This window comes from Nostoc sp. MS1 (genome assembly GCF_019976755.1).
GTDB lineage: Bacteria > Cyanobacteriota > Cyanobacteriia > Cyanobacteriales > Nostocaceae > Trichormus.
Genome location: NZ_AP023441.1, coordinates 6,138,177 through 6,153,502 on the forward strand (window position 1 = coordinate 6,138,177; position 15,326 = coordinate 6,153,502).

Genomic DNA, 15,326 nt, shown 5'->3' on the forward strand with positions numbered 1-15,326 from the left:
AAACGGGAAAGGGGAAAGGAAAAAGACTTTAATCTCCGCCTTCTGCCTCCTGCCTCCTGCCTCCTGCCTTGTCTTCGACAGGCTACGCCATCTGCCTCCTGCCTCCTGCCTCCTGCCTTCTTCTAACTAGCTACAACTTCGATATCAACTACTGCTGTAACATCAGAGAATAGCTTGATTTCTGCTTTGTAAGTACCTAACTTGCCAATGTCGGGAATGGTAATACCACGACGGTCTACTTCTTGACTTGTAGCTGCTTGAATCGCATCTGCAACATCTTGGCTGGTGACTGTACCGAAAATAGCTTCGTTTTCACCAACTTGCTTGGCAATTTTCAAACTGCCAACTTTTTCTAAGCTGGCTTTCTGCTCTAAAGCTTGCTGTTTAAGTTCAGCTTGGCGTTGCCGTTCTTGTTCGCGGCGACGTTCTACTTGCTTGAGAATACCAGGAGTGGCATGAGTTGCCAAACTCTGAGGAATCAAATAATTACGAGCATAACCAGGAGCTACTTCCACTAAGTCGCCGGATCTGCCTAGCTTGCTGACATCCTTTGTTAAAACTAATTGTACGCGCTTCGCCATTGTTTTCTATTTTTCCTGTAAAATCTCATTAACTTGGGTTGCAGCAGGATAGCCTACGTTAGTGTAACCCTATTCCCAGCATTTCTATACCCTAAAGCTTACAGATCCTAGCGAACTGCTGGGGGCGATCGCAACTCTTTGCTGACAAAAAATCGAAAAATATTTTTAGTTAACTGTTAACTGTTGGCTGTCAGTGAACAATGGACAGTGGAAATGAGCTAACAACTGTCAACTGTCAACTGTCAACTAGCTAAAACCTATCTTTTAATCCCCGGATACGGGCAAAGGTTTGGATGGGGTCGTTACTGTTAACTGCTGTTTGTAATGCGGGTTGCTCCCAACGCAAAAAGGGGTTGGTGAGCTTTTCTACACTTAATAATGAGGGTACAGTGGCTATTCCTTGGGTGCGTTGTGTCTTAACTTCATCAAAGCGCTTTTGTAAGTCGGTATTCCCACCATCTACACTGAGTGCAAATTGTAAATTCTTTAAAGTGTATTCATGAGCGCACCAGACAAGGGTATTTTCTGGGAGGGAGCGTAGTTTAGTTAAAGATTCTACCATTTGTGTTGGTGTGCCTTCAAATAAGCGACCGCAACCACCAGCAAACAGGGTATCACCACAGAACAATTCTCCTGGCTCGTCTGGTATTTGGGGAGGGAAGTAATAGGCGATGTGGGCGCGGGTGTGTCCGGGTACGAAGATAACTTCGGCTACTCTATCAGCAAAGTGGACGCGATCGCCTTGTTGTAAAAACACTTGCTGTCCTGGGATTCTACCTTTATCTTCCGCTCCACCATAAACTTTTACTTGGGGAAATTTTTGGATTAACTGCTGATTCCCACCTACATGATCATTGTGATGATGTGTATTAAAAATTGTCACTAACTCTGCATTTAATTGAGCCAATTGTTTAAGTACTGGCTCTGCCTCTGCCGGATCAACAACAGCCGCGATATTTTGTTGAGGGTCATGCAGTAAGAAAATGTAATTGTCTGAAAGTGCTGCTAATCGAATTACCTGCATATTTTTAAATCTCTTTTACACATCAAGAGTCATGAGTGCTGTTAGCAGTAACGGGGCGATGAACAGCGTGCTGAGTACTAATAAAAATATTCTTACCCTGCCCCTCATTGCTCTCTAGTTAGCATTATAGGAAAAGCTTATATATGATTATTTCTATTTAAGCCTCCATAAACCATGATAGTATACAACCGTGATTACACTGGAAGTATACAAAAAAATTACAAAGGTATTGACTATTTATCAGTAATACTTCTCTGGAAGAGAGTATCAACACAAAGTTAGATTATTTGTGTTCTTTTTTGCTGAGGAATACCAAAATACTATGGATATACAGACATAAATATCTATTTTTAGTTAAAACTTGTCCAAACTTTCAGGATTGCTTACGTATTAATTTTTTATACCAAAGACCAAATTATTCCGACATTCAGTTGATGACCACAGGAAAAAATATGAGTAGTGACTACAGATACAGTTACAGCAGTGTTTATAATCAATCAGAAACAGCCGTTAAGCCAGTTGTAGATAAAATCTTACGTGCTGGTAAATTAAGTCCTGAAGATCATGCTTTGCTGACTTCTGTGGTATTGAATCATACTGATATTAGTGAAGCAGAACGTCGCCAAATTAACCGCATCTTTGACCATATCCAGACAGGGCAATTAAAACTGACTGACTGGTAAGGCAATTAAAAGAAGTACTGATGCGTTCATGATAAAGTATTATATTTAACCAAGAATGTAAAAGTACAGAGTTAAAAGGAGATGGAAATATCTTTTATCTGGACTCTAACTTCTTTTCTTATGGCTACATATCGTATGAGGATTTATGATTATCTTGGACAGGTTAAGTTATCCCACCAATATTAAATTGTGAATCTACAGACGAACAAATCTAACTTAAAAGTTTCCATTATTGTCAGCGACTTATCCAGTGCTGGGGCAGGAAGGTGGGGAGGTGGTTCTGTACGTTCTTTTCTCCTAGCTCAAGCACTGCAAAAGCTGAATTATGAAGTCGAAATTTTAGGATTTGTCTTTGGTGAATCAGCAGTTTTTCCACAATCAGAAGTTCAGATTCATCAATTTATAGGTCATAATTATCCCAAATTTCTGGGTTCGGCGGCAGAACTCTTAAAAAGAATTGATGGTGATATTATTTATGCAATGAGGCCTAAACCTACAACTTTAGGCCTATCTTTATGGAAAAAATTAAGAACTCGTCTGCCAGTAATTTTAGATATAGATGATTGGGAATTAAGCTGGTATGGGGGGGAACAATGGCAGTATCGTCCCTCTTGGAAGCAACTTTATCGAGATATTTTCAAGCCGGATGGAGCTTTACGCAATCCTGATCATCCTCTGTATTTAAAATTTTTGGAAGGGATTGCGCCAAAAGCTGATGCAGTGACAATTCATACTAAATTTTTACAAGAACGCTTTGGTGGAATTTATATACCTAATGGTAAAGATACTGATTTATTTAACCCCATCAACTACGATGCTGAAGAAAGTCGAGCTTTTTATGGGTTATCCGACTACAAGATTTTAATGTTTCCTGGTGCGCCTAGACCATATAAAGGAGTGGAAGATATCCTCATGGCGTTGGATATCCTCAACGAACCGGATTTAAGGCTCGTAATTGTGGGCGGTAGTCCTTATGATGACTATGATGCTCAACTTATGGAAAAGTGGGGGCGTTGGATTATTAAGTTACCTAAATCTCTACCTACGCAAATGCCAAAAATTGTTGCGGCTGCACATATTATTGTGGTTCCCCAACGCAATACACCTGCTGCTTTAGCCCAGTTTCCCTTGAAATTAACTGATGGGATGGCAATGGCCAAGCCTATTTTAGCGACAAGCGTCGGGGATATTCCAGAAATTGTTGGGGAAACGGCTTATTTGGTTGAGCCTGCTTGTCCTGAAGAAATGGCATCGCAGATTAAGTCAATATTTGCAGATTGGGATGCAGCTGGCGATCGCGGTCGTCAAGCTAGGATAAGATGTATAGAAAAATACAGTATATCTGCTATGGCTACTACTCTCCAGTCAGTTATTGCTAATTTGTAAGTATTCATCGGGATACGGTAATGATGAGTAGCCAATACAATGAGAAGTTAATCAAACCTTGATTGATTATGTTACAAATAATTCTAGTGTTACCCTAATAAACTAAATGCCTAATCGACGCATCTTACTAAAATTTGCGAAACCATACCCAGGATTAATTCTACTAACGATAATATTAGGATTTTCTGGGGCTTTATTTAATGGGATTAGCACAACGCTGATTGTACCGATAATTTTAAGAATAGTGGGGCAACCAGTAGACTTGAAAGGCGCTCCAGGATTACTTAAAGCCATCATGACACCATTTGATCATGTGCCAGAAAACTATCGTATTGGTGCAATGGCAGGGGCAATTGTCTTCACAATTGCTTTAAAAAATTTGGCAACTTATACTAGCACATTAGCATCAAGTTCTTTAAGCCGTCGGCTAACTGCGGATATGCGAGAAGCTGGTATCGATTTATTACTAAATATTGATATAGATTATTATGCCAAAATCAAGGTTGGTGACTTAATCAACCGATTAGGAGGAGAAATTGGCCGTGCTGCTAGTTATGTAAGTAATATTATCAAGTTAATTATTCTTGTTATTACAATTTTCGTTTTTGTTTGCCTATTGGTGTCAATTTCTTGGCAGTTAACCATTATGGCAACTATCTTGCTATCGCTAGTGACATTAGTAAATCAATTTACTATTACCCGTTCCCGCAAATACGGCAAAATATTGAGTGAGATGTCAAAAGCATACTCAATAGCTGTTTTAGAAACTCTGAATGGTATTCGCCTTGTCAAAGCTACAGCTAATGAGAATAGGGAGTTTGAAAGAATTAGAAAATTAGTTCGTGAGCGGGAATTGGCAGACTTTAAATCTCAAATGAACTCAGAGGCAGTTAACCCTCTCAGTGAGTTTTTGGGAGTCACAGCTTTATTATTAATTGTAATTTTAAGTAAGACCTTCTTTGCCGACCAAATCAGCACAATTTCGACCGTTATATTAACATATCTATTGATATTATTGCGCTTGCTGCCTCTAGTTTCTCAACTTAATAGTCTGCGTAGTAACTTTGCCAGTCTGGTTGCTAGTGTAGATATGACATCTGACTTATTACGAAGAGATGATAAACCATTTCTAGTCAATGGAAAAATCGCTTACAGCAGTTTACAAAAAGGGATTACTTTTGAATCAGTTTCCTTTAATTATCCTGGTCATAGTAAGCAGGTACTCAAAGAGGTAACTTTAGATTTACCTCGTGGCACAACTTTGGCATTAGTAGGCGGTTCTGGGGCAGGTAAGTCAACTTTAGCAGATTTATTGCCCAGATTTTATGACCCAACAGGGGGCAGTATTCGTATTGATGGTATTGACTTACGCGAATTTGATATTCCCTCGTTACGCAGATGTATGGGAATTGTTAGCCAAGATACTTTTCTCTTTAATAATTCAGTACGCAATAACATTGCCTATGGTAAACAGGATGCTACAGACGAAGAGATTTTATTAGCTGCTAAACGGGCAAATGCTTATGAATTTATTAGTAAATTACCGCAGCAATTTGATACGATGGTAGGCGATCGCGGTGTCATGTTATCTGGAGGACAAAGACAAAGACTAGCGATCGCTCGCGCACTTCTACAAGATCCTGATATTCTCATCCTTGATGAAGCAACTAGTGCTTTAGATACCGTCTCTGAACGTTTAGTACAAGCTGCTTTAGAAGAACTCAGCCGCAACAGAACTACATTAGTGATTGCACACCGTCTATCTACAGTCCGCAAAGCTAATCAAATTGCTGTCTTAGATCAAGGTAAAGTAGTTGAGGTAGGAACCCACGAAGAATTATTACAAAAAGGTGGCTACTACTCCCGTCTGTATGCAATGCAGTTTAGTAATACAGAAGCTAATAAAACCAATCAAAGTTTCTTACGAATTTCTCATGAAATTCGCAACCGCCTTAACTCAATGATTGGCATTTTACGCTTGTTACTGGATGATGTAACAGACAATAGCCAAGAACATCAAGAATTAGTTGAAGATGCTTACAAATCAGCTTTCAAAATTATTAACGCTCTAGATATTTTTGAGGATAGTTTGCAGCAACAAGTGCAATATTTAGCTAGTTCCTTAACCGAGGTCAATCAAAATCCTAAACAAATGGAGAATTTAAAAGACATCAACGAATTTCGTATAAACTTCAACAACATACTAATTTCGCTACGCTCCTTAACTGACATTACAGGAGAATTAGCTGAAGGAGAATATTCATTAATCAATGAGGCTCTAAATCTGTCAACAAATTTCCTTAATTACTTAGAAAAGTTTGAAAATAACCTCTTGTCAACACAACCAGAACTATTGACACCAAATAAATAATGAGAAATCAATACATCTTTTATAGTAAAATATTATCGCAGCAACCAGATACAGCCCATGAAATTCATGATGTTCTTTGTGCTAATGCTGCTGCTAATTTAGGCTATGATTCCGTTTTAGTATATCCAGAACCAAAACGGGGTTCTTTAAATACACTCTCATTGTTTTCGCCTTTCCAAGTAAGACAACCGGATAAAGATTTTATAGAATTTTACGATGTCCAAGATAAGTTAAAACTTGCCTCTTTACCAATGCCTTGGCCTATTGATTGTATTGGAGGTAAGTTTACTGCATCTAGTACAATTATATCACGCTATTATTTACCATTTCAGCTACTACGCCACACTAAAATTGTTCATACCAGAGATTGGAATTTTGTCCAAGCCGCAGTTAAAAATCGTATCCCTACAATTTATGAACGCCACTATTTCCAAAAAGAAAAGATTCCCACAGGCGTTGCTGAAAGTCCTTTTTTTCAAATAGCTATCACCCAATCAGAAATTATTAGACAAAGCCTAATTGAACAGGGGTTTCCACCAGAGAAAGTTGTTTGGTTACACAACGGTTTTGAGCAATCATTTTTATTAAGACAGCCACAAGAAGCCGCAGCATGGCGTAACGAATTATTAGGTAATGCAAGTCAGCCTCTAGTGGTTTATTCAGGTGCTTTATATCCCTTTAAAGGTGTTGATGTTTTAATTGATGCAGCTAAAGAACTACCACAGGTACAGTTTGTTGTCACAGGTGGTAAGGAAGAACAAGTAAAAGCATATCAACAAATAGCTAAAGATAAACAAGTAGAAAATATCAAGTTTTTAGGTTGGGTATTACCCCGCCAACGCTTAGTCAGTTTATTTCAAGCTGCTGACATTTTGGTTCATCCCCACTGTTCAGGCAAATCTGCTAATTTCACAAATCCTGTAAAATTCTTTCAATATATGGCTTCAGGAACCCCTATAGTCATTACAGAAATCCCGCCATTGATGCTGTTTAAAGAGATGCCTTTAGCTGCTGTGTGGTGTGAACCTGATAATCCTATTAAACTAGCTCAAGCATTAAAACAGGCTATAGAAATATATCCGAGAAGGATAGAAGGTTATACTAACAATATTGAATTAGCCAAGCCATTTTCTTGGGAAAATCGCATAGATAAGATTCTCAGTTATGTTGATGAATCATTCCGTCCTCAACTAATAGCTTCAGTTAAAAACTAACTTAGATAGCAATTGCTAAATAGGTGAGAATAACAACCAATATTAAATCCTTCATACTATAAATAATAAATCAATGAATATAAAAAAAATTGGTATGCTTACCAGCTATCGTCATATAGCAAAAAGAACAGATTGGTTATGGCAACAAACACCCCAACAATTTGGTAGTTGGCGCAATATTCAAATAGATGCACAGGCAGAAAAACCGGATTTTCTGTTGTTATATCAATTCGATTTTCCTAAAAATAATAAACAGTCAAGTTGGATAGATAAGTTACGGCGTAAACCACAAAATCTAGAAACAGATGTAAAATCTTTACTGAGAGATGTACCTAAAGAACGCATAATTTATCTATTACGTGAACCGCCTTTAGAAGAGATTGTTGAGAATAATAAAAATAATTATCAAGTAGCACAACAGTATTGTGGCTATATTTCGGGGCCTGATGACTTTGCGCCTCATCCTGGTTATATGCCAGCAATTTGGTATCATAACAACGCATTTCGTGAACTCAATGAAATGCCTGTACCTGAAAAAGTTTTCCCTTGCAGTTGGATAACTTCTGGTATTAGCCGCACTGCTAACCATCGTCGCCGCTTAAAATTTATCGAATTACTCCAAGCGAGTGAAGTTAAGTTTCATTTGTATGGACGAGGTTTACCTACATGGGCTAAATCATCGGGAGAATTAGGTAATAAGTGGCATGGTATGGCCCCTTATTATTACAATTTATCAATTGAAAATTATGCTGACAATGATTGGTATGTAAGTGAAAAACTATGGGATGCTTTATTGGCGTGGTGTCTACCAATTTATTATGGAGGCCCAGCAGCAGATAAATTATTACCTCCAGGCAGTTTTTTACGCCTACCCACCTTGGATGAAAAAGGTGTTGCTTACATTCAAGAAGTGACTGCTACACCTGATTTTTGGTATGCTGCTAAGGATGCGATCGCCGAAGCTAGACAAATCATCCTCCACAAATTAAACCTACTCAACTGGTTATCAGAATTTGTTAGTCAATAGTCATTAGTCAAAAGTTAACAGTCAACAAAACCAAAAATTAACAGTGAGTCCTATATGGATGGTATTTGTACCCTTGCTAATGATAGAGTTTACGACCAACTAATTGCTCTACTCAATAGTATTGAGGCAATTTACGGGGAGAAAATGCCTGTTTGTGTTTATCCTTATGACGACAATACAACACAAATTGCGGCAGAAATCGCTCGTCGTCCCCAAGTGCAGCTTTATAATAATCAAGAGTCAATTCAGCAATGGGATGAATTTGTTTGTAGTGTATGGGATACCCATCCTACCGCTCAAGCTCATTGGCAGAAAATTAGTCAGGAAAAATATCATCGTGTTGGTACTCATCGCCGTTACTGCGCCTTTGATGGCCCATTTGACCGCTTTGTCTACATGGATGCTGACACATTATTAATGAGTCCTTTAGACGCTATTTTTAATCAACTCAATCATTATGATTGGGTAGTATATGACTTTCAGTATAAAGATTTATCTCACGTTTATAATCTTCAATCTAATAAATTAACAGAGCTATTTACCAAAGAAAAATTACAAACACAAGTCTTTTGTTCGGGATTTTATGCCTCCAAAAAAGGTGTATTTAATGCTCAAAATCAACAAATTATTTTAGATAAGCTGCGTCAAGGAGAAGCCGAAGTTCTATATGATATGGCTCCTGATCAAACAGTGCTTAATTATATGGTTATGCGTCTAGGCATATCCAATTATAATTTTGCTCTCAGTTTACCTAGTAATCAAAAGACTGGTTGCTGTGTAACTTCTCCTCATTTTGAAACACAAAATAATATCTTATACGATAAGGGTAAGCAACTTACTTATATTCATTATATTGGACTAAGTTCTGCTTTATTTAGAAAACTTTGTGCAGGGGAAAACCTTGATTTTCCTTACCGAGATGTGTTCTTGTATTATAGATATTTACATGAACCAGACAAACGCCCACAGTTTACAACCAAAACAAAAGTTATTGAACATTATCCCAGTCTAGGTAAAAGAATTTTAAAAAAATTAGGTTTAACAGTGTGAGGTGAAAATATGTCTAGGGGAATTTATATTATAGCTAATGATAAAGTTATTGATCAGGCGATCGCCCTACTCAACAGTATCCGCTTACATGATGCGGACACACCAGTTGTGATGATTCCTTACGATAATAATTATCATAAAATTGCCGATATACTCAACAAACACTATGGGGTACAACTTTATAGTGATTTAGCTTTTATAGACGAACTTTCCGAAAGATTACACGAAACTTTCGGTGGCAAATTTTTCGCTCGTCCTAATCAATTTCGTAAGCAAGCTTGTTGGTTTGGCCCATTCGATGAATTTCTCTATATTGACACTGATATTGTTGTCTTTGAAAAAATTATTGATAATCTTAACTACCTAGCTCAAGCAGATTTTATTTGTTGTGATTATCAATATTCAGGCGGAATAAAAAACGTTTTTACATCCAAAGTTCTGGAAGACAAAGTTTTTACTGAAGCAGAAGTTAAAGATATTTTCAATGGCGGTTTTTGGGGTTCCAAGAAAAACTTAATCTCAGCAGATGATTTATATGCCACCTTTACAGAGTGTGCAGCCCATCCCGAATACTTCGACTTTTCCCAAAAGACTTCCGACCAACCAATTATTAATTATATGTTGCTCAAGCGCATTCCCCGCCGCTTCAACATTGTCCGCCGAGAAGGTAAAGCACCAGGTAATTGGGCTGGTTCACCCCAATTCCAAACTCAAGGTGATTTAGTATTTGACCCTAACGTCAATCAACCCCTACAATATCTGCATTGGGCGGGTATTCGTATTCAACCAGGTTGTCCTTACTGGGAAATTTGGGAACATTACCGCAATTTAAATCCTGAATTACCTCCGGCTGCTATACCCGCACCAGTAAAACAAAGCCAATGGCAAAAAGCCTTAAATCGCTTAAAAAGCCCGTTGCGGCAACTGAAAGTGAAGTAATTGAAATGGTTGTTTTGGTGGGTAATTGGTAATAAGCAATTGTTTTGAGCCACTACCAATTATCCATTATCCATTACCCATTACCCATTGCCAGCCCCCAGAATATGATCAGTATTTAAGCGAACTTAATATAAATCATAAAATTTTGATAAAGCTATTTTTATCAGGACTGTCTAGCCTGTAGCATGATGTTACCTTATATTTGCTGATGAAAAGACTACGGCTTTATATCAACTACAAATATTTACGCGGTTCTACTTAGTTAAATCTACATATCATTTAGTTATTTGATTGTCTACAATGACAGTAGATATAACTAAATAGAGTTTTTATGAATCAAGACTCGCAAAACTACTGTTTTTGTACATTGGCACTAAGAAAAAAATATCGTCTTCTGACTCAGCACTTAGCCAATGATTTAGCAAAATATGCCCCAGGCAAAATGCTGGTAGTTTACACAGACTTACCAGAAGATTTCCGTAATTACTCTAATGTTGTGGCTTTTAAGCATTATCAACGTGGTATTCTGCATTGTTACAATGATAAAAGCTTAGTCATAAAAACAGCTTTATCACAGTTTAATGCTGCTATATACATTGATGCAGACACAGAAATTCTATCTCCCATACCAGATAATCTAAAATGGCAGCCGGGAATTACAGCCGGACACTGTGAAAATCTGATTGGGCATATCAGTAAATATACCCCTGAGAGACTACCTCATATTCGTCAGGTAGCTAACAATCTTAATATAAATTTAGAAACTAGCAATTATATAGGGGAGTCCCTATTTATAATTGCCAGGGATGGCGGTAAAGAAATAGAGTACTTAAAATACTGGGAGAAAATGGGCAGGTATTTAGAACTAAGGGGTATCCATGCTGGCGAAGGTAACACTATGGGATTAGCAGCTGCTAAAGTAGGCTGGACTGTAGCGAAGGATGGCTGGGAACAAGTTAGAAATGCCGCAAAACATTTGGATGCTTCTTATACTAACAAGCCGACTACTTGGGATGCTTGGAAACGCAGAATTGGCTACCACTACCGCTTGAATAAGACTAGAATTATCGCTTTAACAGAATTTAATTTTTACTATAGTTAAGGAAATTAATCAAGTTCGTAGTAAGGACTTTATTCCTAATGTATCTCCAGCACTAAAGTACTTACTACAAACTTTCACTAAGATAAAGAATCTAAATCTAGTGATTTCATCCCCCGACGTTCGGCATAGGTTAACATACTGCCTAATTGCACCCAAATTAATAAACAAGTCAATAGACTCAGGGGTAAACCAATTCCTAAAGCGAGAATATTAGGAAAACCGAATATTTCTAAGCCACAGGAAACAAAGAAACAAACACCGACAGTAATACCTAAAAATGGGAAAAGCAATTGTTTCCTAGATGATGAAATAGGTTGGGATTTTTCTGTGCTATTGACACGCCAATCTTCTACTACCAATTTCAATGTTCCAGATAAAGCCAAGCCAGAGGTTAGCGCTACAAACAGACCTAAAACTAGTAAGAAATATGGCGGTTGTAAAGGGTAATAGTACATGAAAACTCCCGATTTTATTGGATAAAATTTATAAAAAATTTGTCAAATTTAATTTTTGGCTGAGGATTCATCAAAAAAGTTGAAAGATGCGGCTTTTGGTAAAATAGCAGCTACACTTTCTCTAGATAAATCTGTCAACAAGCCGATCGCTACATTGAAGATGCGATTTGGTTGGAGGTCATCCTTCACCAAAAACCACAGGCGTTGCACCTCTTCGGTGTGCAGGCGGTCATCTTCGGTAAGTGCTAGGACTAACTGGCGACGTAAGAATTGACCTTCATCAGATAGGAGAAATTGCAATCCCATTCTGGCTGTAGGTAATACATCAAAATTGTCATCGGTACGAGCGATCGCAATCAGATTTTCCAAGCGCTGCCACTGAAATTTACCATCTTTGAACAGCACATTCAACAACCGTCTTCTTAATTCGGGAGATTCACCAGTCAGTAGGCGTTTAGCTACGTAAGGATGACTCACTTCCACAATTTTGAAGTTGGGGTTGAGACTCAGTGCAATTCCTTCTTGCGTCACTAGGGAACGAATAATTAAAGCAAACTTGGCGGGAACGCGGAAGGGATACTCATACATCAGTTCGGAGAACTGGTCGGTAATGGTTTTAAAGTTAAAGTCCTCGACATTTTTACCGATCGCATTTCCTAATACTGCCTCCAATGCAGGAATGATGGGGCCAATATTTGTATCGGGGGTGAGAAATCCTAAATTGACGAAATCTAAAGCTAAATCGCTATAGTCTTTATTCACCAGATGCACTACCGCATCTACCAGAGTTTCTTTTGTAACTTCTTCCAACTGATCCATCATGCCAAAGTCGATATAAGCCATGCGACCATCAGGCATGGCAAATAAATTACCTGGATGGGGGTCGGCGTGGAAAAAGCCATACTCTAATAACTGTTGCAAACCGGAAGTAACACCAATACGGATAATCGCTTCTGGGTCTAGGCCAGCAGCGCGAATACTCTTGGTATCTGTTAGCTTAAAGCCGTTAATCCACTCTAAAGTTAAAACTTGATTGCTGGTAAACCGCCAGTAAATACTCGGTACTTTTACTTCTGGAGTATCGCGGAAGTTGTGGGCGAATTTTTCAGCGTTGCGCCCTTCGTTGAGGTAATCAATTTCTTCAAATAATTTGGTTCCGAACTCATCCACAATCAAAGTGAGGTCGTGACCTAAATTCAGGGGTAGCCACGGTGCTAACCAACCAGCTATCCAGCGCATTAAATAAAGGTCAAGGGTAAGGATAGGGCGCAGATGGGGACGTTGTACCTTGACTGCGACTTCTTCACCACTAAGTAAGCGTCCTCGGTAGACTTGACCCAAACTAGCAGCCGCCACCGGCGACGGCGAAAGTTCACTGTATATTTCTGATATGGATCTGCCTAATTCTGTTTCGATGATGTGATAGGCGATCGCATTATCAAAAGCTGGTAATTGGTCTTGTAGTTTAATTAGTTCTTCTAGAAAATCTTTGCGAATTAGGTCTGGTCTGGTGGAGAGGGCTTGACCTACTTTAATAAAAGTTGGACCTAAACGGGTGAGTATAGTGCGTAACTGACTAGCCCGTTTCCCCTTATTCTGCTCTACTTGATTTTGCCATTCATCCCACTTTAAGCCCAAAATAAAAGTCGCAAAGTACCAAGTTATTTTGAACAACCGCCCCAAACTTAGCCAGGGACGATAACGATAGTAACAAGCGATATCATCGGGATTGTAGCGCTTTAGCTGACCAGGTTGATACTGACCCACGCCTTTGTCTGCCTCTTCTTCTGGGAAATTTACTCTCAGTTACCAGTTATCAGTGAGCCAGCGCGGTCTTGGGGGTTTCCCCCATGAGCGACTGGCGAACCCGTAAGGGTTACTAGTTATCAGTTGAATCCCTGGAGAAACACCACAGCTATTGGTGCTAGGTTGAGTGGTGGGTTTTTAATCCTCCACTATATTATTTTGATAACTGTTCACTGTTTACTGTTCACTGATTTAATGTTGTGACCCGCAATTTGGTTGCTAGTCTGATTTGGGGCTAGTCTGCTGCAAAAAACTCTTAATCTACTTGATTTTTGCGTTTATTCGCAGCGACGCTAGCCTACTCAAACGCTTTAGATATTTCTATCTTTTTATTAATTATACTTTATAAAACTACAAGTTATTCCCTGTTATTTTCGGACTTAAGTTTGGGAACACTTTACATAGTTTCTTATTTACGGAATCAAATTTGGATATATTAGCTACAGCCATTTAGCTGCTTGCTTTTTTAATTTATCGTATGTACAATGGCTCAGGCTAAATCAAGCAGAGTTGCCCCGAATTCCTCTGCTGATGCCGTAAATAATAGCTAAGTTCCCAAGAAAGTTGCTGGGCTAGATTTTGATGAAATCAATTTCAATATTGAGGAACCGCAAATTCAATTTGCGTATATTTGCGGTGTCCATAAGTGTTTTTTTGACAATTATCTTGACAAATGCGATCACTACTAGTCAGACACCCACTACTAGAGATCCTTGGTTATGGCCATTTTCTGTTACGTCAATTTGGAATATGCCAATTGGCTCAGGTGCTAGATACATACCAGCCAACATTCAAAAGGCTGCTTGGTTTGGTGTAGATCGAGAGTACTTTTACAAGCTCAAGGCTAGCGATCCTTTACGTCCTGTATATTCTCCGGGTAGCTGGACTAATAGGTGTTCTGGCACTAACTCGATGAATATCTCTTTACCCGTTCCCGATAGCTTAATTATTCCTGACGCTACTTTGAATCCCTATAGTACGCCAAATAATGCCTCCGCTTTTCTCCAGCCTGATGGTAAAACTTTAGTACAACTTGAACCATTAGCACGTTGTCAAAATGGCGGGCCAGTTTATGGTTGGCACTATTACCCTGATTTAAGCCTATATGGCGAAGGTATAGGTGGAGCGCATTTCGGCTCTGGACTATCTTCCATTGGTGGTTCTATTCGTAAAGGTGAACTCATTAACGACCAACCAATTCGCCATGCCATCAAGTTATTGTTTTGGGGGCAAAAATACTATTACTACTCATCTAGCCGTCCTGGTTATCGCTGGCCAGCAGACCGAGCCGATAGTGTAGCCTCCACTAGTTATCAGGGTACAAACTCTGCTTTTGTCCAAGGAACCTTACTAGCAATTCCTCCATCCATCACAGAATCCAGCTTGCAATTACAAACACCAGCTGGCAAGAAATTGTTTCGGGTTTTACAAAACTACGGTGGCTACGTTGTTGATGATGCTGGTTGGGATGCTCATTACATAGCAGTGGAACAAGGAGTTCCAGAGGAGTTTAAAACTAAATATGGTTACGACCTTGAGAATTGGACTGGCGCTTTTTACGACGATGTGATGAAGCTATACAAAGCGCTTTACATCATTAATAATAACAGTCCAACTACCATAGGTGGTGGTGGTAGCAAAAGACGCGCACCTTTAGCTCCACTATTATAGTAAAGTGCTGAGTTGTA

At 38.8% G+C, this 15,326-nt stretch carries 13 protein-coding genes; 9 read left to right on the plus strand and 4 right to left on the minus strand.

Annotated features, from left to right (window positions below; all coding sequences use genetic code 11):
* Window positions 1–122: 122 nt before the first annotated feature.
* Both rplI and gloB read right to left on the minus strand, forming a co-directional pair.
* On the minus strand, window positions 123–581 hold the full coding sequence (rplI, locus tag NSMS1_RS26470) for a 50S ribosomal protein L9 (protein WP_067768082.1): 459 nt from the start codon (window positions 579–581) through the stop codon (window positions 123–125).
* A gap of 250 nt (window positions 582–831) precedes the next feature.
* Complete coding sequence (gloB, locus tag NSMS1_RS26475) at window positions 832–1,605, minus strand: hydroxyacylglutathione hydrolase (protein ID WP_224087621.1); 774 nt, start codon at window positions 1,603–1,605, stop codon at window positions 832–834.
* A gap of 452 nt (window positions 1,606–2,057) precedes the next feature.
* Between gloB and NSMS1_RS26480 the strand changes: the two genes are divergently transcribed.
* From NSMS1_RS26480 to NSMS1_RS26515, 8 genes are all read left to right on the plus strand, one after another.
* A complete protein-coding gene (locus NSMS1_RS26480) occupies window positions 2,058–2,288 on the plus strand; it encodes a hypothetical protein (RefSeq protein WP_224087622.1) in 231 nt (76 codons plus the stop codon).
* A 189-nt stretch (window positions 2,289–2,477) separates the two neighbouring features.
* Window positions 2,478–3,674 carry a glycosyltransferase family 4 protein gene (locus NSMS1_RS26485; protein WP_224087623.1) on the plus strand — a complete coding sequence of 399 codons (1,197 nt, stop codon included), beginning with the start codon at window positions 2,478–2,480 and terminating at the stop codon, window positions 3,672–3,674.
* 106 nt (window positions 3,675–3,780) lie between these two features.
* Window positions 3,781–6,045 carry an ATP-binding cassette domain-containing protein gene (locus NSMS1_RS26490; RefSeq protein ID WP_224087624.1) on the plus strand — a complete coding sequence of 755 codons (2,265 nt, stop codon included), beginning with the start codon at window positions 3,781–3,783 and terminating at the stop codon, window positions 6,043–6,045.
* Entirely contained in the window at window positions 6,045–7,259 is a 1,215-nt protein-coding gene (locus tag NSMS1_RS26495) for a glycosyltransferase (protein ID WP_224087625.1), read from the plus strand. The genes NSMS1_RS26490 and NSMS1_RS26495 overlap by 1 nt, the downstream gene beginning before the upstream one ends.
* Before the next feature lie 73 nt (window positions 7,260–7,332).
* On the plus strand, window positions 7,333–8,286 hold the full coding sequence (locus NSMS1_RS26500) for a glycosyltransferase family 10 domain-containing protein (RefSeq protein ID WP_224087626.1): 954 nt from the start codon (window positions 7,333–7,335) through the stop codon (window positions 8,284–8,286).
* Between the two features lie 54 nt (window positions 8,287–8,340).
* Complete coding sequence (locus NSMS1_RS26505; protein WP_224087627.1) at window positions 8,341–9,336, plus strand: Npun_R2821/Npun_R2822 family protein; 996 nt, start codon at window positions 8,341–8,343, stop codon at window positions 9,334–9,336.
* Between the two features lie 9 nt (window positions 9,337–9,345).
* Window positions 9,346–10,275: an alpha-1,3-mannosyltransferase family protein gene (locus NSMS1_RS26510; protein ID WP_224087628.1), complete on the plus strand. Its 930-nt coding sequence runs from the start codon at window positions 9,346–9,348 to the stop codon at window positions 10,273–10,275.
* A gap of 331 nt (window positions 10,276–10,606) precedes the next feature.
* Complete coding sequence (locus NSMS1_RS26515) at window positions 10,607–11,377, plus strand: hypothetical protein (RefSeq protein WP_224087629.1); 771 nt, start codon at window positions 10,607–10,609, stop codon at window positions 11,375–11,377.
* A gap of 77 nt (window positions 11,378–11,454) precedes the next feature.
* Here the strand turns inward: NSMS1_RS26515 and NSMS1_RS26520 are convergent, their stop codons facing one another.
* Window positions 11,455–11,832: a hypothetical protein gene (locus NSMS1_RS26520; RefSeq protein WP_224087630.1), complete on the minus strand. Its 378-nt coding sequence runs from the start codon at window positions 11,830–11,832 to the stop codon at window positions 11,455–11,457.
* A 48-nt stretch (window positions 11,833–11,880) separates the two neighbouring features.
* Complete coding sequence (locus tag NSMS1_RS26525; protein ID WP_224087631.1) at window positions 11,881–13,599, minus strand: ABC1 kinase family protein; 1,719 nt, start codon at window positions 13,597–13,599, stop codon at window positions 11,881–11,883.
* Window positions 13,600–14,304: 705 nt separating this feature from the next.
* On the opposite strand from NSMS1_RS26525, the gene NSMS1_RS26530 reads away from it, so the two are divergent.
* Complete coding sequence (locus NSMS1_RS26530) at window positions 14,305–15,309, plus strand: hypothetical protein (protein ID WP_224087632.1); 1,005 nt, start codon at window positions 14,305–14,307, stop codon at window positions 15,307–15,309.
* Window positions 15,310–15,326: the final 17 nt, after the last annotated feature.